The 19,010-nt window shown below is 64.3% G+C and carries 13 protein-coding genes and 1 pseudogene; 4 read left to right on the forward strand and 10 right to left on the reverse strand.

Annotation, left to right across the window (positions count from 1 at the left end):
* Nucleotides 1–23: 23 nt before the first annotated feature.
* On the reverse strand, nucleotides 24–1,175 hold the full coding sequence (locus ACVOLO_RS08295) for a putative peptide maturation dehydrogenase (RefSeq protein WP_481569773.1): 1,152 nt from the start codon (nucleotides 1,173–1,175) through the stop codon (nucleotides 24–26).
* A 317-nt stretch (nucleotides 1,176–1,492) separates the two neighbouring features.
* On the opposite strand from ACVOLO_RS08295, the gene ACVOLO_RS08300 reads away from it, so the two are divergent.
* Complete coding sequence (locus ACVOLO_RS08300; protein WP_481569774.1) at nucleotides 1,493–1,777, forward strand: NHLP-related RiPP peptide; 285 nt, start codon at nucleotides 1,493–1,495, stop codon at nucleotides 1,775–1,777.
* Here the strand turns inward: ACVOLO_RS08300 and ACVOLO_RS08305 are convergent.
* The 4 genes and pseudogenes from ACVOLO_RS08305 to aceB form a co-directional block, all read right to left on the reverse strand.
* Nucleotides 1,774–4,287 carry a putative peptide modification system cyclase gene (locus tag ACVOLO_RS08305; protein WP_481569775.1) on the reverse strand — a complete coding sequence of 838 codons (2,514 nt, stop codon included), beginning with the start codon at nucleotides 4,285–4,287 and terminating at the stop codon, nucleotides 1,774–1,776. The genes ACVOLO_RS08300 and ACVOLO_RS08305 overlap by 4 nt on opposite strands.
* 24 nt (nucleotides 4,288–4,311) lie before the next feature.
* Nucleotides 4,312–5,355: pseudogene (locus ACVOLO_RS08310) on the reverse strand (GGDEF domain-containing protein).
* A 151-nt stretch (nucleotides 5,356–5,506) separates the two neighbouring features.
* Nucleotides 5,507–6,838 carry an isocitrate lyase gene (gene aceA, locus ACVOLO_RS08315; protein WP_481569776.1) on the reverse strand — a complete coding sequence of 444 codons (1,332 nt, stop codon included), beginning with the start codon at nucleotides 6,836–6,838 and terminating at the stop codon, nucleotides 5,507–5,509.
* Nucleotides 6,839–6,880: 42 nt separating this feature from the next.
* Nucleotides 6,881–8,521 carry a malate synthase A gene (gene aceB / locus ACVOLO_RS08320; protein ID WP_481569777.1) on the reverse strand — a complete coding sequence of 547 codons (1,641 nt, stop codon included), beginning with the start codon at nucleotides 8,519–8,521 and terminating at the stop codon, nucleotides 6,881–6,883.
* Nucleotides 8,522–8,629: 108 nt separating this feature from the next.
* Between aceB and ACVOLO_RS08325 the strand changes: the two genes are divergently transcribed.
* Both ACVOLO_RS08325 and ACVOLO_RS08330 read left to right on the forward strand, forming a co-directional pair.
* Entirely contained in the window at nucleotides 8,630–9,598 is a 969-nt protein-coding gene (locus ACVOLO_RS08325; RefSeq protein ID WP_481569778.1) for a LysR family transcriptional regulator, read from the forward strand.
* 90 nt (nucleotides 9,599–9,688) lie between these two features.
* Nucleotides 9,689–10,597, forward strand: a complete 909-nt coding sequence (locus tag ACVOLO_RS08330) for a LysR substrate-binding domain-containing protein (RefSeq protein WP_481569779.1) — start codon at nucleotides 9,689–9,691, stop codon at nucleotides 10,595–10,597.
* Between the two features lie 157 nt (nucleotides 10,598–10,754).
* Here ACVOLO_RS08330 and ACVOLO_RS08335 read toward each other — a convergent pair whose 3' ends face one another.
* From ACVOLO_RS08335 to lldP, 5 genes are all read right to left on the reverse strand, one after another.
* A complete protein-coding gene (locus ACVOLO_RS08335) occupies nucleotides 10,755–12,050 on the reverse strand; it encodes an MFS transporter (protein ID WP_481569780.1) in 1,296 nt (431 codons plus the stop codon).
* A gap of 763 nt (nucleotides 12,051–12,813) precedes the next feature.
* Nucleotides 12,814–14,520 (reverse strand): D-lactate dehydrogenase, encoded by a 1,707-nt coding sequence (dld, locus tag ACVOLO_RS08340; RefSeq protein WP_481569781.1) that lies wholly within the window; start codon nucleotides 14,518–14,520, stop codon nucleotides 12,814–12,816.
* Nucleotides 14,517–15,656, reverse strand: a complete 1,140-nt coding sequence (gene lldD, locus ACVOLO_RS08345; protein WP_431595618.1) for an FMN-dependent L-lactate dehydrogenase LldD — start codon at nucleotides 15,654–15,656, stop codon at nucleotides 14,517–14,519. Before lldD ends, dld begins: the two co-directional genes overlap by 4 nt.
* 3 nt (nucleotides 15,657–15,659) lie before the next feature.
* Complete coding sequence (gene lldR, locus ACVOLO_RS08350) at nucleotides 15,660–16,424, reverse strand: transcriptional regulator LldR (protein WP_481569782.1); 765 nt, start codon at nucleotides 16,422–16,424, stop codon at nucleotides 15,660–15,662.
* A 53-nt stretch (nucleotides 16,425–16,477) separates the two neighbouring features.
* A complete protein-coding gene (gene lldP, locus ACVOLO_RS08355; protein ID WP_481569783.1) occupies nucleotides 16,478–18,136 on the reverse strand; it encodes an L-lactate permease in 1,659 nt (552 codons plus the stop codon).
* A 464-nt stretch (nucleotides 18,137–18,600) separates the two neighbouring features.
* Between lldP and ACVOLO_RS08360 the strand changes: the two genes are divergently transcribed.
* Nucleotides 18,601–19,008, forward strand: a complete 408-nt coding sequence (locus tag ACVOLO_RS08360) for a hypothetical protein (protein WP_481569784.1) — start codon at nucleotides 18,601–18,603, stop codon at nucleotides 19,006–19,008.
* Nucleotides 19,009–19,010 lie beyond the last annotated feature (2 nt).

The raw sequence follows: 19,010 nt of genomic DNA on the forward strand, positions 1-19,010 counted from the left end.
CAGCTGGTGACGGGTAGCCATCCTCACCAGATGGCACCGGCTGGATCGAATTCAGCGACATCCTGCTCCGCTGCTCTCCAGCCAAAACCTCCAACTGCGATCGGCCCTTCTTCCAAGCCGCCAAGGCCGAAAGCCTGTTCCAGCTGCATCTCATTGATTGCTGCAGTGACGAACGCACCCAGGCCGAGATCAGTCGCACTCAGATAGAGCGTCTGCGACAGATGCCCAACATCCAACGTTAAAGCACGATAGGCCTTTGGATGGTTCTGATACTTCCAATGACTTCGAGCAACACGTGGTGCATAGACCACAAGTACTGGTGCTTCTGAAAACCAGTACTGACCCGCCAGGGCGCTGCGCGCAAACTCGCTCAACGGAAGCGCTGGGCCGGGCAAAGGCCGCAACGAATGATCAATGGGACGGTAGTGATAAAGCCCAGCGGCGATGCCCTCTACCCGCTGCACAATGAGATAGGCCTCCGTCGCATGCAAGCTCCCCCCTGAGGGAGTGTGCTTCTTGAGGAACTCGACCCCTTCTGCTTGACTTGCCCGCCCTTGCGCCGCGAAGACACGCTCCAATACCCGGGAGAGCAACGCATGCTCAAGCGGCCTTTTGGAGTCAAAGTTTCGGCACGTTGCACGCCTGGACATCAGATGATCCAGATCACCAGGGCTTGCCCTTTCAAGGCTCACATCAAGACCGGCCGCCTGACGATCAATCGTGACCGGCGGCGGTGGGCCATGGCAACGCAGAAGACCTTCAACGTTGTCAGTCCCAAGTCGCTGCATTGCCTCCACGCTATTGGTCTCATTCCACCGGGCAGCCCAATGCACCATCGCCGCCAATGGCCACCAGTTCAGCGTTCGGAAGCGAGCATCCGCCTTCTCTGATTCACTGCCTTCCAAGGCATCGGTGAGCAAAAGCCCCTGCTCGATCAATCTGAAAAGCAAAGCGTCCATCGGGGTATCCAGCACGACCCAATCCGTCGGACCATACCTTCCGATCACCAATAGCTCCTCTTCCGAAATCGTCACCTCGGACGCCAGGTGCGGGGCCATGGCGACCCAGGACATTTCCCGCACCAATCCATTGCCTCCGGAAAGAAGGCTGGCCAGATCAAAACGGCGGACTTCTCGCCGTTCGAAGTAAACAACCGCACAACGACGAACCTTCAATGCCAATCTCCCACTATGTGCTGGGGGGGATTACCGCCCCACTACCGGCGACCTCGCAAGAACCGGCCGTTGCAACCTGACTGCATCGGCGCCTCGATTCCTCATGGGAAAGAGCATGGCAATGATCGGGCCTCGTCGCGCAAGTGACCGAGGCAGTCCGCTCTCGCCTATCCAGGGGCACTTGCTCACTTCCCCCAAGCCTCTCCATCCATCGGCGCCTCCTTTTGGAATGCTGATACCTGGAACCGCTTTAGGTAGGTCACTGCCAGTCGATATAGTTCCCGCCCACCCTTCACCAAGCACAAGGAGCGCAGACCATGACCAACAACGTCCTCACCCAGGATGAAGCCCTTGCCCTTCTGGATCTCCTGATCACTGACCCTGCTTACCGTGATGAATTCCAGAACGACCCCGGAACCGCACTGGCCCGGGTAAGTGTCGCCGCCAGCGCGGCAGCGAAGGAATGCTGCGTGCTGGGGAAGCTGGCCTCGGCAGCGGAGCTTTCAGCCGCGCGTGAACAGTTGGTCCAGCAACTGACCAAGAGTTCGGCATTTTCCTTGCCATTTGCCTTCGTCGAAGGCACGCAACGGACCGATCGCTAAGCCTCGGGGACCGACCTGCCCGGCGGCATGCGCTCGCAAAGCAACGGCCCCGGGCCTACGACGCTGTCATGGACATTCAAGGCCTGGAGTGTGGAGCTGCCGGCATATTCGGCGTAGGCAAGGCCCCGATGCCGGCGCATCCATGCATTCTCCCGTTCGGCATCCTGCATATTGCCCATGTCCCGGTAGACCGCTGCAAGGACGCTGTGGACCTGGAACAGCTCCCCCTCTGTGACCAGTGCTTTCAATCGCCGCAGCGCGGCGGTGACATCACCGGAACGACGCAGCTCATTGGCGTGTACCAGCGCAACCAATTCGGTGGCGCGTGGATCACCCACACTTTCAGCGAGTTCAACGAGCCTTTGCACATCACGCTCAAAGGCAGCTCCCAAGCCAAGCCGCTGTGCGGCATAGACGGCTGCGGCAGCATAGTACAGGCGGGTGCCGCGCTCAGGCGCGTCGGGTTCGGCGATCCTTTCCAGCAACGGGCGGACCACGCGCTCCACCTCCTGGGGGGAAATACATACGCCTGCGGCGGCGTGCGCGCTCAGGCGCGCGACGGAGAATATCTCGCACTCACCGGATTGCACGCCCGAGCATTGCCGTGCGGCACGCTGGATGACATCGAGTGCATCTGCCGAGCGGCCCTCGTCGAGCGCCAGTGCCACGCCTTCCAGCCAAACTCCCGGGTTGTCGGCAGGGAGCTGATGCAGCGTGTTCCTGGCCCCTGTCATATCCCCGCTCGCCGCCTTTGCGCCAATCAAATATCTGTTGACCCGGCCATCGGCCATGGCCGTGGCTTCCTCCAGTGACGCCAGCGCGGCCGGCAGTTTCTCCCGCGCAAGCTGTACGCGCCCCTGAAGTTGCAACGCGGCGTTGCGAAAGCCATTCTGCGGCACACTCAGGCGTGCGGCCAAACGTTCGGCCTCTGCGTACCTGCCAAGCGCGAGTGCCGCCAGGGCCTGATTGGCGTTCGCGCCATGGTGATCCGGATACAGGTCAGCAAGCACCTTCCAGGCGCGATAGGTCTCTGCTTCGTTCCTTCCCAACAACTCCCGCTTCCATGCGTCCATGTAGAGCGCTTCGCGTGTGCTCAAACGGTCGTGCAGTTTCTCGGCGATCGCAAGTTTTTGCCGCGCATCATCAAACCGTGCAAGGCTGGCCAACGAGCGCACCTGACCCAGATAGGCCATCGCGAACTCCGGGTCGATCCCTATCGCGACGTCGTAGTAGTCCAGCGAGCGCTGCACGTCGCCCTGTCCATAGGCCTTCAACGCGGCCGCATAGACATGGAGCGCATCCAGGTTGGCCGTTGCAACCTGCGGCAACGGCGAAGAAGCACGGCGTACATCCGCTACCGCCTCGCCCAGCCGGCTACGCAGCTGAGCAACCACGACATCCGTTGATGCCAGAACCGACGATACGCCATGGCTGTCGGCATACACCGTAGCGACCGTCTGTCCTTTCTCCGGATCTACTACATCCACCGAGACACGCAGCTGCCCATGTACTTCGCGCACGCTCGGTTCCAGCACGATACGCGCACCGTCACGCACGGCGATCTGCATTGCCGCGCGGCGGTCGATCGAGGCGTTTTCCGGCAAGAGCATCTGCTTCATCGTCTCGCGCGCCTTCAGGTCACTGAGCACGTTGACGTAGGCCGACTGTTCCAGGCTGATTCGAAAGGCCTGCTCCAGACCATGGTCCAGTTGTGGATGGCCGGTGAGGTTGCGCACATCCGCCACCACCACCCAATCGCGCTCGGCAAAGGCGATGGCCGGCTCTGACCGGACCAGCACCCAGGTCACCGCCACCACCGCCGCCACCACCGCAATCTCGGCGACCAACGCCACCGGCCGCCGCCAAAGCGGCAGCTCACGGCGCGCCTTGGCCGAACCGGCCGGCATACGCAGCGGTGCGCGCCCCTGCCGGCCCACTTCAAACACTTCCTGCCTGGTCGGCAGGCCCTTGAAACGCCAGCGCCCGTGCGATTTCCAGCGCAGGTTGGTGCCGCCATCACCGAGTTCGCGCTGACCGCTGCGCATCATCGATTCGGCCGCCGACGACATCAGGATCTGGCCCGGACGCGCCAGCGCCATCAAGCGCGCAGCCATCGGCTTGGCCAGACCTTCCACTTCCAGCGCCTTGGCACCGGCAGCAATGGCCTCCTCGCTGTTGTGCCAGGACAATACATAGCCCACATGCAGGCCCATGCGCGCCTGCAGCGGCAGCTTCAATGCCTTGCCCAGGGCGTGCAGTTCATCCATGTAGTCCAGGGCAAACCCCAGACCATCCACAGGTGTATCAAACAGCAGGAACATGCCGTCGGAGCGGTCAATCAGCCGGCCACGCCAGCGCTGCAGCAACTGCAGTACCTGTGCATCGAGTCGGCGGAACAGGTCGGCGGCGGCGGTGTCGCCAATACGCTCGACCAGCGTCACCGAGTCGCAAAGATCGGTCAGGATCAGCGTCTTGAATTGACGGTCGGATTGGAGATTGTCGGTTTCCATGCCTGCTTCAACCTCCGCGGCCGCTCAGTCCGGTGTCCATTGCATGCGGCCACCGCCCAGACGTTTGGCCTCGTACAAGGCGCCATCGGCGCGCGAGTAGGCGTCATTCCAGTGGTCACGCGCATCCATCAGCACCAGCCCAATGCTGACCGAGCATGTACCGGGCATCGCACCCGGGAACGCCACCAGCCCACGCACGGCCTCGAGGATGAACCCTGCAACGCGCGACATCCGCTGCATGTCCGCCTCCAGCAGCAGCACGCAGAACTCATCACCGCCCAGCCGGCAGGCGATATCGTCCTTGCCCGCCACCGAGCTCAACACACGGCCGAGACATTACAGCATGTGGTCGCCGGCCAGGTGCCCCTGGGAATCGTTCAGACCCTTGAAGTCATCACAGTCGATCAGCAGCAGGCCCTGTGGGCGCCGCTCGGAACGATGCGCGTTCTGCAGGTACACCGTGAGCGCGCGACGGTTGCCCATGCCGGTCAGGTCATCGGTATAGACCAGCTCACGGGTGTGCTGCAGCTCGTGGCTGGCGCTGTAAAGGTTGCCAAGCGCAACTTCCAGTTCTTCGTTGCGACGGCTGAGCTGCCCAACCAGGCGCTGCTCACTGGACACCACGCGCCACAGTGTGCGCCGCAGGAAAAACACCACGGTCGCCGGGTCCTGGTCGATCAGGCGATGGAAGCTGGCACGGCTGATTTCCAGCAACAGGCTCTCGCAGCATGCGCGTGCTGCCGACGAACGTGGGTGGTTGTCGATCAACAGGCCCAGCTCGCCAAAAAAATCATTGGCGCCAAGCTGCTTGGGCACCTGCCCGGGGCCGAAATCCAGGCTGATCACACCCGTGATGACAATGAACATCGAGGTGCCGGCATCGCCGCGCTGGAACAGGAGCTCATCGGCGGCCAGAGTGCGGCGGCGGCCAAACTGCGCGAACAGGGCAAATTCCACGGCAGAAACCTGGGCACGGCACACGGCGCCCCCCGTGGCTGTCGAGCCCACAGGAAGTTCTGTTTGCCGCGCCAAGCCCCCCACTCCCATGCCGCTCATCCCGTGCCCCATGGATCCCCCGCCGTGGCTGGCGGGCAATCCGGCGAGACTAGCATCAAAATAAGGTGATGTGGGTCTCACCTTTGGGGAAAACCCGCGTTTTCAAGCAGGCAAAAAAGAAGGGGCTCGTAAGAGCCCCTTTGAAATGACCTTAACTAAGCGCTCAAGCGGCTTCTTCGGTCTGGAACTGCTCTTCCTCGGTGGAGCCGGTCAGCGCGGTGACGCTGGAGGCGCCGCCCTGGATCACCGTGGTCACATCGTCGAAATACCCCGCGCCCACTTCCTGCTGGTGCGAGACAAAGGTGTAGCCCTGCTCGCGGGCGGCGAATTCCGGCTCCTGCACCTGTTCCACGTAGTGGCGCATGCCTTCGCCGCGCGCGTAATCGTGGGCGAACTTGAAGGTGTTGAACCAGTTGATGTGGATGCCGGCCAGGGTGATGAACTGGTACTTGTAGCCCAGCGCGGCCAGCTCATCCTGGAACTTGGCGATGGTCTTGTCATCCAGGTTCTTCTTCCAGTTGAACGAAGGCGAGCAGTTGTAGGACAGCAGCTTGCCGGGGCTGGCGGCATGCACGGCCTGGGCGAATTCACGGGCAAAACCCAGGTCCGGGGTGCCGGTTTCACACCACACCAGGTCAGCGTGCGGGGCGTAGGCCACGCCGCGACTGATCGCCTGCTCCAGGCCGTTCTTCACGCGGTAGAAGCCCTCGGCGGTGCGCTGGCCGGTGACGAACGGGGCATCGTTGGGGTCGAAGTCGCTGGTCAGCAGGTTGGCGGCTTCGGCATCGGTGCGGGCCAGCACGATGGTCGGCACGCCCAGCACGTCGGCGGCCAGGCGCGCGGCCGACAGCTTCTGGATGGCCTCCTGGGTTGGCACCAGCACCTTGCCACCCATGTGGCCACACTTCTTCACCGCTGCCAGCTGGTCCTCGAAATGCACTGCGGCGGCACCGGCGACGATCATGTTCTTCATCAGCTCGTAAGCGTTGAGCACGCCGCCGAAGCCGGCCTCGCCATCGGCAACGATGGGCAGGAAAAAGTCGATCGCATCCTCGGCCTTGACCTTGCCGTCGATGATGTTCTTCCACTGGATTTCGTCGGCGCGCTGGAAGGTGTTGTTGATGCGGCGGACCATGGTCGGCACCGAGTCGTAGGCATACAGCGACTGGTCCGGGTACATGGTTTCGGAAGTGTTGCCATCGGCGGCCACCTGCCAGCCGGACAGGTATACCGCTTCCAGCCCGGCCTTGGCCTGCTGCATCGCCTGGCCGGCGCTGATCGCACCAAACGCGTTGACGTAGCCCTTCTTCGAACTGCCGTTGACCAGCTCCCACAGGCGCTCGGCGCCGCGCTTGGCCAGGGTATGTTCCGGCTGCACGCTGCCGCGCAGGCGCACCACATCAGCGGCGCTGTAGGTGCGCTGCAACCCCTTCCAACGCGGGTTGGTGTCCCAGTCCTGCTGCAGGGCGTCGATCTGTTGCTGGTAGGTGCTCATCGTCTCGTCCTCGAATGAAAAGTTGCTGCGTATGGGGAAGGGTCAGTCGATCTGCCGGTAGGCCGGCAAGGTCAGGAACTCGGCCAGCGTGTCACTGCGGCTGAGTTGGTCGAGCAGGCCGATGGCCTGGGTGATGCGGCTGCCACCGGGCAGCGCGGAGGTATCGCCCAAGCGCGCTGGCAGGGCACGCAGGGTGCTTTCCAGCAGGGCCAGGTCGATCGCGGTGCCGTCGTCCAGGTGTTGATTGCCGGCGTGCAACCACTGCCAGATCTGGCTGCGGCTGATCTCGGCGGTGGCGGCGTCTTCCATCAGGTTGTGGATGGGCACGCAGCCGTTGCCGTCCAGCCAGGCGGCCAGGTAACGCACGCAGACTTCGACGTTGTTCTCGAAGCCGGCGCGGGTAACGGTGCCGCTGCACGGTGCGATCAGTTCCTCGCGACTGACCTGCACGTCGCGGCGCAGCACGTTGTGCTGGTTGGCGCCGGGCATGTGCTCGTCAAAGATCGCGCGCGCCACCGGAATCAAGGCAGGGTGCGCCACCCAGGTGCCGTCGTGGCCGGCGCTGACTTCGCGCAGCTTGTCGGCACGCACGCGGGCCATGGCCTGTTCGTTTGCCGCCGCGTCATGGTTGATCGGAATCTGCGCGGCCATGCCGCCCATCGCGTGCGCACCACGGCGGTGGCAGGTCTTGATCAACAGTTCCGAATACGCCTTCAGGAACGGCTGGGTCATCGTCACCTGGCCGCGCTCGGGCAGCACCTTGTCGGCGTGGCGACGGAAGGTTTTCAGGTAGGAAAAAATGTAGTCCCAGCGGCCACAGTTCAGGCCGACGATGCGGTCACGCAGGGCGTGCAGGATCTCGTCCATCTCGAACACCGCCGGCAGTGTTTCGATCAGCACCGTGACCTTGATCTGCCCATGCGGCAGGCCCAGCATGCCTTCGATGTGCGACAGCGCGCATTCCCACAGCGCCGCTTCTTCCATCGACTGCAGCTTGGGCAGGTAGAAGTACGGGCCGCGGTCGGCGTCCATCAGCGTGCGGGCGTTGTGGAAGGCGAACACCGCCGCATCGAACAGGCCGCCGGCAATGGGCTGGCCATCGACCAGCACGTGCTTTTCATCCAGGTGCCAACCACGCGGGCGCACGATCAGCACCGCCTGCTCGTCAAACGGGCGCAGCGTGTAGTGCTTGGCCGGCTTGCCGTTGGCTGCCGGCGCGGTGAAGTCCAGGTCACCGCGCACCGCCGCGCGCATGGTCTGCTGGCCGGCCAGCACGTTGCGCCAGGTCGGCGAGGTGGAATCCTCGAAGTCGGCCATGAACACCTTGGCGCCGGAGTTCAGCGCGTTGATGACCATCTTCGGGTCGGTCGGGCCGGTGATCTCGACGCGGCGGTCCTGCAGCGCGGCCGGGATCGGCGCCACCGTCCAGTCGCCGTCACGGATGGCGCGGGTGTCGGCACGGAAGTCTGGCGTGCCGCCCTGGTCGAAGAACGCCTGGCGCTGGTTGCGCGCCGCCAGCCGCTTCTGCCGCTCCGGCTCCACCGCGCGGTGCAGCGATACCAGCAGCCCCAGTGCACCGGCCGGCAACAGCGCGGACTGGCCTGCCAGCTGGGTGGTCACGGTGATGCCCGGAGTCGGGCGGGGGGTGGTCGATGCCGGAATGGCCTGGGCGACGGCGGACATGGGAGGTTCCTGCGTTGTCGTGGGACTCCAACGTGCCGCCGCAGGCACTTATTTAACAAAACAGTTTTTGCAATGGTCTTTATAAGTTGTGCTAATAATTGGCCTCAAATGACCAAGAAAACTCCCGTAACCCCGCGTTTTTCCTACAAGTCTGACCGGCTCAAGCCGCTGCGCGCCTTTCTGCAGACGGTGCGTCTTGGGTCAGTTTCGCGGGCAGCGGAAGCGCTTTTTGTCAGCCAGCCAGCGGTGAGCCTGCAGTTGCAGGCGCTGGAACGGGAGCTGGGGGTGGTGTTGTTCGAGCGCAGCGGGCGCCGGCTGGTACCCAGCCGCGAAGGCCAGTTGCTGTACGACATGGCCCAGCCGCTGGTGGAAAACCTGGACGGGCTGTTGCCGCGATTCCGCGAGAAAGTGGCCGGGCTGGATGCCGGCGAGCTCAACATCGCCGCAAATTCGTCGACCATCCTCTACCTGCTGCCGAAGATCGTCGAAAACTTCCGTCGCCAGCACCCGGACGTGCGCCTGACCCTGCACAACGCCATCAGCGCCGATGGCACCGACCTGCTGCGCAGCGACGCCGCCGACCTGGCCATCGGCTCGATGATGGATGTGCCGGCCGACCTGAGCTACGCGCCGGTATACCGCTTCGACCAGGTGCTGATCACCCCGCCCGACCACCCGCTGGCGAGGAAGAAGAACCTGACCCTGGAAGACCTCTCGCCGTGGCCGCTGATCCTGCCGCCGCGCCGGCAGATCACCTGGCGGCTGGTGGACCTGGTGTTCCAGCAGCACCGCGTGCCGTACACGGTGGCGCTGGAGGTCGGCGGCTGGGAGGTGATCAAGCAGTACGTGGCGATGGGAATGGGCATCAGCATCGTCACCGCGTTGTGCCTGAACGACAGCGACCGCGACAAGCTGGCGACGCGGGCAATGGGCGATTACTTCCCGGCGCGCAGCTATGGCGTGGTGGTGCGCCGGGGCAAGGTGCTGTCGCCGCAGGCGCGGGCGTTTGTCGAGCTGATCCAGCCGGACCTGTTTGCGCCAAGGCAATACGACGATACCGGGCATTCGGAGCGGTAGCGGCTGGGGATTCGGGATTCGGGATTCGGGATTTGTACTTCGTCCGGCATTCAATTGGTCGGCAGGACCATGCCGGCCTAGACTGCGCGCATGTCGCTCGAACTGCGCCACCTGCGTTACTTCCTCGCCGTTGCAGACACCCTGCATTTCGGCCGTGCCGCCGAACGTCTGGGCATGTCGCAGCCGCCACTCAGCCAGCAGATCCGACAACTGGAAACGCTGATCGGCGCGCAATTGTTCGTCCGCAGTCACCGCCGCGTACACCTCACGCCTGCCGGCAACGTGCTGCTGGAACAGGCGCGCGACATCCTGCAACGCGTGGACGGTGCAGTGGCGCTGGTACAGCGTGCGCAACGCGGCGAGAGCGGCCAACTGCGCCTGGGCCTGACCCGTGCCACGCCACTGTTGCCGCAGATTCCCCGCGCGATATTCGCCTACCGGCAGCAGTACCCGCAGGTGCAGATGCAACTGCGCGAGATGAACAGCCTGCGTCAGATCGATGCACTGCTGGCCGAGGAGCTGGACGTGGGCATCATCCGCAAACGCGTGCTGCCCGAAGAGCTGGTGGCCAAGCGTCTGTTCGATGACCCGTTGGCGTTGGTGGTACACGCCACACATCCGGCAGTCGCCGGCAGGGCGTCGTCGAAACTGCGCGTGTCGTTGCGGCAGTTTGCGCACGAGCCGTTCGTGGGTTTCTCGCGCGATGCCGGCGCGGGCATCCATGACCATGTGATCACGCTGTGCCGCAACGCCGGTTTCAGCCCACGCATCGTGCAGGAGGCCGGTGAGTCATCCACCTTGATCAGCCTTGTGGCCGCCGGCCTTGGCGTGTGCGTGCTGCCTTCGTCGTGCAGCCATATCCAGGTGGAGGGCGCACGTTTTGTCGCGTTGTCCGACCGCGGCGCGGCATCGGAAATCCAACTGGCATGGCGGCGTGAATCGGTGACACCGTTGCTGCGGCAATTCATCGCGTTGTTGAAGCGGGAAGTGGGTGGGTGAGGCTCGCGCTCTCCCTCCCTCTCCCCTCTCCCCAACCCCTCTCCCGCAAGGGGAGAGGGGCTCGGAGCACGTCAAGTTGACGCCCTAACCCCAACGGCAGCTCCAACGCCCCTCGCCCGTGGCGGGCGCGGGGTTGGGGAGAGGGGAGAGGTAGCCTTCACCGGCCAGCAACCATCGCCACTCCCACCTCCTCCACCCGCAACTGATGCCACAGGCGCCACGCCACACACGCGCCCGCCAAGGTCAGCAGCAAGGTGAAGCCGCACACGCCGGCCCAGCCCCAGTGCGTATAGAACACCCCACCCAACGCACCCAGCACGCTGGAACCCAGGTAATAGGAAAACAGGTACAACGCCGATGCTTCCGCCCGCAGGCCGCCGGCGCGCACGCCTACCCAACTGCTCGCCACCGAATGGCCGCCGAAGAACCCGAACGTCGCCAGTGCGATACCTAATGCCATCGCCGCCAACCACGGCAACGCCAGCAACACGATACCCAACAACACCAGGCCGAATGACAGTGCCAACACCGGGCCGCGCCCCAGACGGTTGGCCAGCTGCCCCATCCACGCCGAGCTGAAGCTGCCCACCAGATACACCGTGAAGATCAGGCCGACCACGGTCTGGCTCAGGTGGTACGGCGGCGCGGCCAGGTGGTAGCCGAGGAAGTTGTACAGGGTGACAAACACACCCAGCAGCAGGAACCCGCAGGCAAACAACCACGGCAACGCTGCATCACGAAACAGGCCAGAAAAACGTGCAGGCAATCGCGTCATTTCCGCATGCGTGGCGCGGAAGGGACGCGATGCGGGCAACTGCGTCCACAGCACGATGGTTGCCAACAGCGCGATCACGCCCACCGTGCCAATGCCCGCACGCCAGCCCCAATGGTCAGCGATCACACCGGCTATCAGACGGCCGCTCATGCCGCCCACTGCGTTGCCACCGATGTACAGGCCCATCGCCAGACCGAGCGAGCGGCTGTCCATTTCCTCGACCAGCCAAGTCATCGCCACTGCCGGCACGCCGCTCAGGCTCAGGCCCAACAGGGTGCGCAACACCAACAGCGTGTTCCAGTCATCGGTCAGCGCGGTGCCCAGGGTGAGCAGCGCCGAGGCCATCAACGAAACCACCATCACCGGGCGCCTGCCAATGCGGTCGGAGATGATGCCTGCCACCAGCATCGCCACCGCCAACACGCCGGTGCTGACCGACAAGGCCAAGGCGCTGTTGCCAGCACTGATGCCGAAGTGGCTGCTGAAGCCGGGCAGCAGCGGCTGCACGCAGTACAGCACGCCGAATGTGGCGAAGCCGGCCATGAACAGGGCCAGCACCGCGCGTTTGAATTCGGGTGTGCCCTGGTGGATGTGGGGCTGTTCGGTTGCCGCGCTGGGTGGCGTGATCGGCGCCAGTGATTCGTTGCAGGCTGGCGTATTGCTGGATTCGGGCTGCATTGCATCTTGGCCTGCATCTGCAGACCTGTTCATTGGAGATGCGGTGAAGCTTGCGCCTGTCGAACAGGTCGATCCATAACCTGTTGTGTACGGATTGATACTTGTAACGTATTGATTCAGTAGGCGCGGAAGATGCCGCGCAGGAAATATCCATCAAAGCCCATCCCTTCTCCCGCGGGCGGGAGAAGGTGCCCCGCAGGGGCGGATGAGGGGGCTTTTGACCTTGGCTTGCTGGAAGCTTCCCCTCACCCCAACCCCTCTCCCGTGAACGGGAGAGGGGCTAAAGCCGATGCGCTGCATTTGGCCTGCATCCCTTCTCCCGCGGGCGGGGTGAGGGCTTGTTGCTTACGAGCCATTGGCTCGTACAAGACTGAACGGCCAGCGCGCTGCGCTGGACAGGGGCGCGGAGCGAGGTGCCCCGCAGGGGCGGATGAGGGGGCTTTTGACCTTGGCTTGCTGGAAGCTCCCCCTCACCCCAACCCCTCTCCCGTGAACGGGAGAGGGGCTAAAGCCGATGCGCTGCATTCAGCCTGCATCCCTTTTCCCGCGGGCGGGGTGAGGGCTTGTTGCTTACGAGCCATTGGCTCGTACAAGACTGAACGGCCAGCGCGCTGCGCTGGACAGGGGCGCGAAGCGAGGTGCCCCGCAGGGGCGGATGAGGGGGCTTTTGGCTTTGGCTTGCTGGAAGCTTCCCCTCACCCCAACCCCTCTCCCGTGAACGGGAGAGGGGCTAAATCAGGCGCTCAAGCAGTCAGCCTTGCGCTCAATGCCCCGCGCAATCACAGCCTTTCCAATCCGGCTGCTTGCTGGTCTGGCCGATGCCGGGGTTGAAGGTATTGCTGGGATCCAGCTGCTGGTAGAACTGCGCCAGCGCCGGCTTGGCCGGGTACAGGTGACCGACGTTGTGCTCGGCCGGATATTCGGCGCCGCGCTCGTCCAAGAGTTTCCACATGGCGTGTTCAATCGCCATCGGGTCTTCACCCTTGCGCGCGATGTAATCCTGGTGGAACACGTGGCACAGGAAATGGCCGTAATAGAGCTTGTGCAGCAGGCGGTTATCCAGCTCCGTCGGCAGCTGCTCGAACCAGTCGCGGTCGTCGCGACGCAGGGCGATGTCCAGCGCGACGATGTCCTGCACCTGCGCGCGATGCACCTCGCGGTAACGCACCGCCGCACCCGCAACGGCAAAGCGATGCAGGAACGCCTTGCGGCCTTCCTCCGCCGTGCAGTGGAAAAAATCGCCTTCATGCGTGGCGAAGAACTCGCGCAGCCAGGCTTCGGTGGCGGCGGCGTCCTGTGCGGAGACCTTCAGCAGCAGATGATGCTCGTAGCGTTGCCGGTACTCGCCCATGCGCCTGGGCAAATGCGAGGGCAGCAGGCCGGTCAGCAGTTGCATCGCGTGATCGGTGACGCCGCGCAGCCCCAGCCGCTCAAACCAGCCATCGACGCGGCTCTTCAAGGCGAATGCCGCCGGTACGCGCGCGGTGCCCAGCTTGTCGATCAGCAGAAAAGTATCTTTTCCATAACGCTCGCCGATGTCATAGGCGACGCGGTGAATGTACTCACCGGAAATTGGCAGGCGCTCGAAACCCGTCAGCAGGTGGCGACGGATAGCAGTGAGGCTGTCGGTGCGGTTGCTGCCGATATAGAACACCTCGGCCGCTTCCTTGGCGAAGGTATCCAGGCGCACCGCGAACACGGCCAGCTTGCCAGCCGAACCCGCTGCTTCGTAATGGCGGCTGGGGTCGGCGTTGAAACGCGCGGGCGTGGCCGCATCCACCTGCCGCACCTGCTCGGCATAGCGCGGGTCGGAGGCGGCACGCGCAGCGTCGTTCTGCACATCCGCTGTTGAGTAATCGCCGGCCTGTACGCGCCGCAGAATTTCTTCCGGCGTGTCGCCCAGCGCGATGCCCAGATGATTGACCAGACGCAGCTCACCGGCTGCATCAACCTGCGCGTACAACGCCAGCTCGGTATACGCGGGCCCGCGCCGTACCAGCGAGCCACCGGAGTTGTTGCACACGCCACCCAACACCGATGCGCCGATGCACGAGGAACCAATCACCGAATGCGGTTCGCGCCCGAGCGGTGCCAGGGTTTGTTCCAGACGATCCAGCGTTGCACCGGGCAGGCACAGCACCTGCCGGCCTTCGTTGAGCAACTGCACGCCGGTCAGGCGCAGCGTGTTGATCAATACGATGGGCCGGCCATAGTCGTCGCCATCGGGCGTGGAGCCGCCGGTCAGGCCGGTGTTGGCCGCCTGCAGAATGATTGCTGCCCCACCCTGCACCGCCGCCTGCAATGCGCGCCACATTTCCAGCAGCGTGCCGGGGCGCACCACCGCCAGCACCGCGCCATCACCGAAGCGGTAGCCCTTGCGGAAGCGGCGCGTTGCCTTGTCGCCGGTCAGCACGTGGCTGTTGCCCACCGCTGCGCGCAGTTGCGCAAGCAGCGCCACGTGCGTGCTCATGCCAGGTTGACCAGCGAATCGCGGCCGATGTCGGCAATGCGGCGCGCGCCGGTCAGCGTCATCGCCACGCGCATCTCCTTGGCGATCAGGTCCAGCAGATTGGCAACGCCGGCTTCGCCCTGTGCGGCCAAGGCGTACACAAAGGCACGGCCGAGCAACACGCTGTCGGCGCCGAGCGCGAGCATGCGCACCACGTCCAGTCCGTTGCGGATGCCGGAGTCGGCAAGAATCTTCAGATCCCCCTGCACCGCATCGGCGATGGCCGGCAGCGCCCGCGCCGTGGACAGCACGCCATCGAGCTGGCGGCCACCGTGGTTGGAAACCACAATGCCGTCCGCGCCGAAACGCACCGCATCGCGTGCGTCGTCCGGATCAAGAATGCCCTTGATCACCATCGGGCCCTTCCAGAACTCGCGGATCCACTCCAGGTCTTTCCAGGAAATGGACGGATCGAAGTTGTTGCCCAGCCAGCCGATGTAATCCTCCAGCCCGGTCGGGTTGCCGCGATAGGCGGAGATGTTGCCCAGATCGTGCGGGCGGCCCAACACGCCGACATCCAGCGCCCAGCGCGGGTGGGTGATGGCCTGGCCGATGCGGCGCAGGCTGGCGTTCGGGCCGCTCATGCCCGAGTGCGCATCGCGATAGCGCGCGCCCGGCACCGGCATGTCCACGGTGAACACCAAGGTGGTGACGCCAGCGGCCTGCGCGCGCTCCAGTGCGTTGCGCATGAAGCCACGGTCACGCAGCACATACAGCTGGAACCACATCGGCCGTTTTATCGACGGCGCTACTTCTTCGATCGGGCACACCGACACGGTGGACAACGTAAACGGCACGCCGCGACTTTCGGCCGCACGCGCGGCCTGCACTTCACCGCGCCGTGCATACATGCCGGTCAGACCGACCGGCGCCAGCGCAACCGGCATTGCCAGGGTTTCGCCAAACAGCTCGGTCTCCAGACTGAGATCGGACATGTCGCGCAGGATGCGCTGGCGCAGTGCGATGTCGGACAGGTCGGAAACATTGCGCTTGAGTGTGTGTTCGGCATACGCGCCGCCATCGATGTAGTGGAACAGGAACGGCGGCAGGCGACGCTGCGCGGCCGCGCGGTAATCGGTGGAGGCGGAGATGATCATGGGTCAACCGTGGGGGGAAGGAAGACGCGAGGCGCGCGCGCGCCGGGCCTCGTTGTCGTCGAGCGTGCGCAGCGTGGTGTGCACGAACTCAAGGTGGGCATGGGCGGCGGCACGCGCCCGTTCGGGATCGCCGGCCAGCACCGCATCCATCATTTCGCGGTGCTGGTCCGACAGCGGCGAGAACGTGCTGGCCGCGGTGTAAAGCTTTTCTCGGCTCTGCGAGATATTGGTCTGCAACAGCTCGAACAGGCCGCGCATCACCTGCAGCAGCACCAGGTTGTGCGAGGCCTCGGCGATGGAAAGATGGAACGCGGCATCGGCCTGCGCTTCGCCGGCAGGATCATCCTTGCCGTGTGCATCCATCATGGTCTGGAAGGCCTGTGCGATACGCGCACGGTCTTCATCGGTGGCCCGCAACGCGGCATGCCAGGCGGTGGCGCCTTCCAGCGCGTGGCGGATTTCCAGTACGTCGAAGCGGTATTCCGGATCACCCTGGAACAACGGCAGGTACGGTGCCAATGGCTCGTCCAGGGTTTGCCGCGCGCGTGCGGCGGGTTCGGCGACATAGGTGCCGCCACCCACCCGCGCAATCAACAAGCCTTGGCTGCCCAACTGCGCAATGGCCTCGCGCAGCGCCGTACGTGACACGCCCAGCTGTACCGCCAGGCTGCGCTCGGCCGGCAGCCGGTCGCCCGGCTGCAGGTGTTGCTCGTCCACCAGCGCGCGCAGCTGCGCGGCCACCTTGTCGGAAATGCGTTGTGTACTCATGGCGACATTGTGGCCCGAAGCTGCGTGGCGTTGGCGGACAGGCGTGGCATCGCTCAAGGAATCATCCAGGTCAGCCAGTACGCCTGCGCGGTGGTGATCAGGCCGACCATCACCGTGAAGATCAGGCTGTGCTTGACCGTGAAGCGGAACAGGTCGGCCTCCTTGCCGGCCAGGCCCACCGCCGCACAGGCAATGGCGATGGACTGTGGCGAGATCATCTTGCCGGTGACACCGCCGGTGGTGTTGGCTGCGACCAGCAACACCTCGGACACGCCAATCTGCTGCGCGGTGGTCGCCTGCAATGCCGAGAACAAGGCGTTGGACGAGGTATCCGAGCCGGTCAGGAACACGCCCAGCCAACCCAGGAACGGCGAGAAGAAGGTGAACGCATCGCCGGTGTGCGCCAAGGCCAGCGCCAGCGTTGCCGACAGACCCGAGTAGTTGGCGATAAACGCAAACGCCAGCACCATGCCGATGGAATAGATGGGCGTTTTCAGTTCGTTGACGGTCTCACCGAAGGTACGCACCGCTGCGCGTACCGGCATGCGCAGGTAGACGATGGTGATCACCGCCGCCAGCATGATCGCCGTGCCCGTGGCTGAGATTGCGTCGAACTTGTAGACAGCTTCGTAGGCGGTAGGCGCAGCGACGATCGGCGGCATCTTCTGCACCAGTTGATCCAGGCCCGGCACCGGCAGCTTCAGCACCCAGTCCTGCAGCGGGCCGCCGGCGGCAAACAAGGCCTTGAACGGCTTGATGCTCCACAGCGTCACCATGGCGGTGAGGATCAGGAACGGCGACCACGCCTTGGTGATCTGCCCGGCGCTGTAACGCGGTGCGTCCAGCGCCTGCGCAGCGGCCTCGGCACTGGCGTCGGTTTCAAAGCGGAAGATGCGCTTTGGCTGCCAGCGGCGCAGGAACAGCGTCAAACACACCAGCGAGGCCAGCGAGGCGGTGATGTCCGGCAGTTCCGGGCCGATGAAGTTGGAGGTCAGGTACTGGGCGATGGCGAACGAACCGCCGGCGACCAGCACCGCCGGCCAGGTTTCCTTGATGCCGCGCCAGCCATCCATGATGGCCATGATCCAGAACAGCACGATGATGGTCAGGAACGGCAACTGGCGGCCGGCCATCTGCCCGATCTCGAACGCATCCAGGCCGGTGACCTGGCCGGCGACGATGATCGGAATGCCCATCGCACCGAAGGCCACCGGCGCAGTGTTGACGATCAGACACAGGCCTGCGGCGTACAGCGGCTTGAAGCCCAGGCCGACCAGCAACGCCGCGGTGATCGCCACCGGCGCACCAAAACCGGCCGCCCCTTCCAGGAATGCACCGAAGGCGAAGCCGACCATCAACATCTGCAGGCGCTGGTCTTCGGTCACCGACAGGATCGAGGCGCGGATGATCGCGAACTGCCCGGTCTTGACCGACACCTTGTACAGGAACACCGCGCCGATGATGATCCAGGCAATCGGCCACAGCCCGTAGATGAAGCCAAACCCGGCTGCCCCCAGCGCCTGCGCCACCGGCATGCGATAGAACAGCAGGGCCACCGCCAATGCGATGAGCACGGTGATGGTGCCGGCCAGCCAACCCTTCATCCGCAACACGGCCAGGGCGATGAAGAAGAAAGCGATCGGCAACAGCGCGATCAGGCTGGACAGCCAGAGGTTGCCAGCGGGGTCGTACAGTTGTTCCCAGGGCTGCATGCAGGTTCTCGACAAGGGCGAAGGGCGGCCCACCCGCAGGTGGCATTGGCGCAATCACAAATATTGGTATTACCAATATTTGATTTACGCGATCAACGAACCGCGATTGAATCGCCGTTTCAGCAAAGAGCCTATTAGACCATAGGGTTAGGACGAATTATTGGTAGTACCAATTAGGGCGGTGATAGGGCCGACTTCAGCCGCGAAGCGGCTCCTTCATCCGTCGCTCGGCGGCAGCGGCTCGCTGCGGCGGCCTGATCGCCCCTTGCTTCGCCACACCGCCAACGCCTTGTCGCAGACCACCACAGCAAGAAAGCGGCCGCGTGAACTGTTGCCACAGTGGTCGCACAACGGCACACGCTACGCATTATTTACGCCGGGCCCAGCGCCCGGCATGGCGGCTTTACGGGCGGTGGCCGCATCGTAGCCACACCGCGCCGAAGGGCGTTTCCTCAAGGTTTCACATGACCATCCTGCTGATCCGGCACGCACGCGACACCCCCGCGCCGGACGCCTTGCCGCTGCCCAGCCAGATTGCCGGGCATGTGTTGTCCTGCCAGCTATGCGACTCGCTGCCGGCGCTGGTGCGGTGCCTGCAGCACGCCCATCGCAGCCAACCGGCATGGGTGCTGATCGAAGCTGCCGCCGCCAATGAACAGCAATGGACGCAACACGGACCCGCGCTGTGCGCGGCGCTGGATGCCCTGCGTGCGCCGTACATCGAGATCGCCCGCAGCGACGCCGACGCACTGGACACGCACCTGCATCCGCAGCATGCGCCCGTGGTGCTGGTCTGCGGCAGTGAACGTGAGCACGCCTGCCAATTGTCGCTGGCCATCGCGGCACGTCGCCTGCAGGCACAGGAGCACTGAGC

Source organism: Stenotrophomonas sp. STEN056 (assembly GCF_056759635.1).

Bases quoted from the DNA above. Each gene is read 5' to 3' on its own strand.
- ACVOLO_RS08305 (WP_481569775.1), bottom strand. From the start codon at position 4,287: ATGGAAACCGACAATCTCCAATCCGACCGTCAATTCAAGACGCTGATC.
- lldR (WP_481569782.1), bottom strand. From the start codon at position 16,424: ATGAGTACACAACGCATTTCCGACAAGGTGGCCGCGCAGCTGCGCGCG.
- ACVOLO_RS08300 (WP_481569774.1), top strand. From the start codon at position 1,493: ATGACCAACAACGTCCTCACCCAGGATGAAGCCCTTGCCCTTCTGGAT.
- aceA (WP_481569776.1), bottom strand. From the start codon at position 6,838: ATGAGCACCTACCAGCAACAGATCGACGCCCTGCAGCAGGACTGGGAC.
- ACVOLO_RS08335 (WP_481569780.1), bottom strand. From the start codon at position 12,050: ATGCAGCCCGAATCCAGCAATACGCCAGCCTGCAACGAATCACTGGCG.
- lldD (WP_431595618.1), bottom strand. From the start codon at position 15,656: ATGATCATCTCCGCCTCCACCGATTACCGCGCGGCCGCGCAGCGTCGC.
- aceB (WP_481569777.1), bottom strand. From the start codon at position 8,521: ATGTCCGCCGTCGCCCAGGCCATTCCGGCATCGACCACCCCCCGCCCG.
- ACVOLO_RS08360 (WP_481569784.1), top strand. From the start codon at position 18,601: ATGACCATCCTGCTGATCCGGCACGCACGCGACACCCCCGCGCCGGAC.
- ACVOLO_RS08325 (WP_481569778.1), top strand. From the start codon at position 8,630: ATGACCAAGAAAACTCCCGTAACCCCGCGTTTTTCCTACAAGTCTGAC.
- lldP (WP_481569783.1), bottom strand. From the start codon at position 18,136: ATGCAGCCCTGGGAACAACTGTACGACCCCGCTGGCAACCTCTGGCTG.
- ACVOLO_RS08330 (WP_481569779.1), top strand. From the start codon at position 9,689: ATGTCGCTCGAACTGCGCCACCTGCGTTACTTCCTCGCCGTTGCAGAC.
- dld (WP_481569781.1), bottom strand. From the start codon at position 14,520: ATGAGCACGCACGTGGCGCTGCTTGCGCAACTGCGCGCAGCGGTGGGC.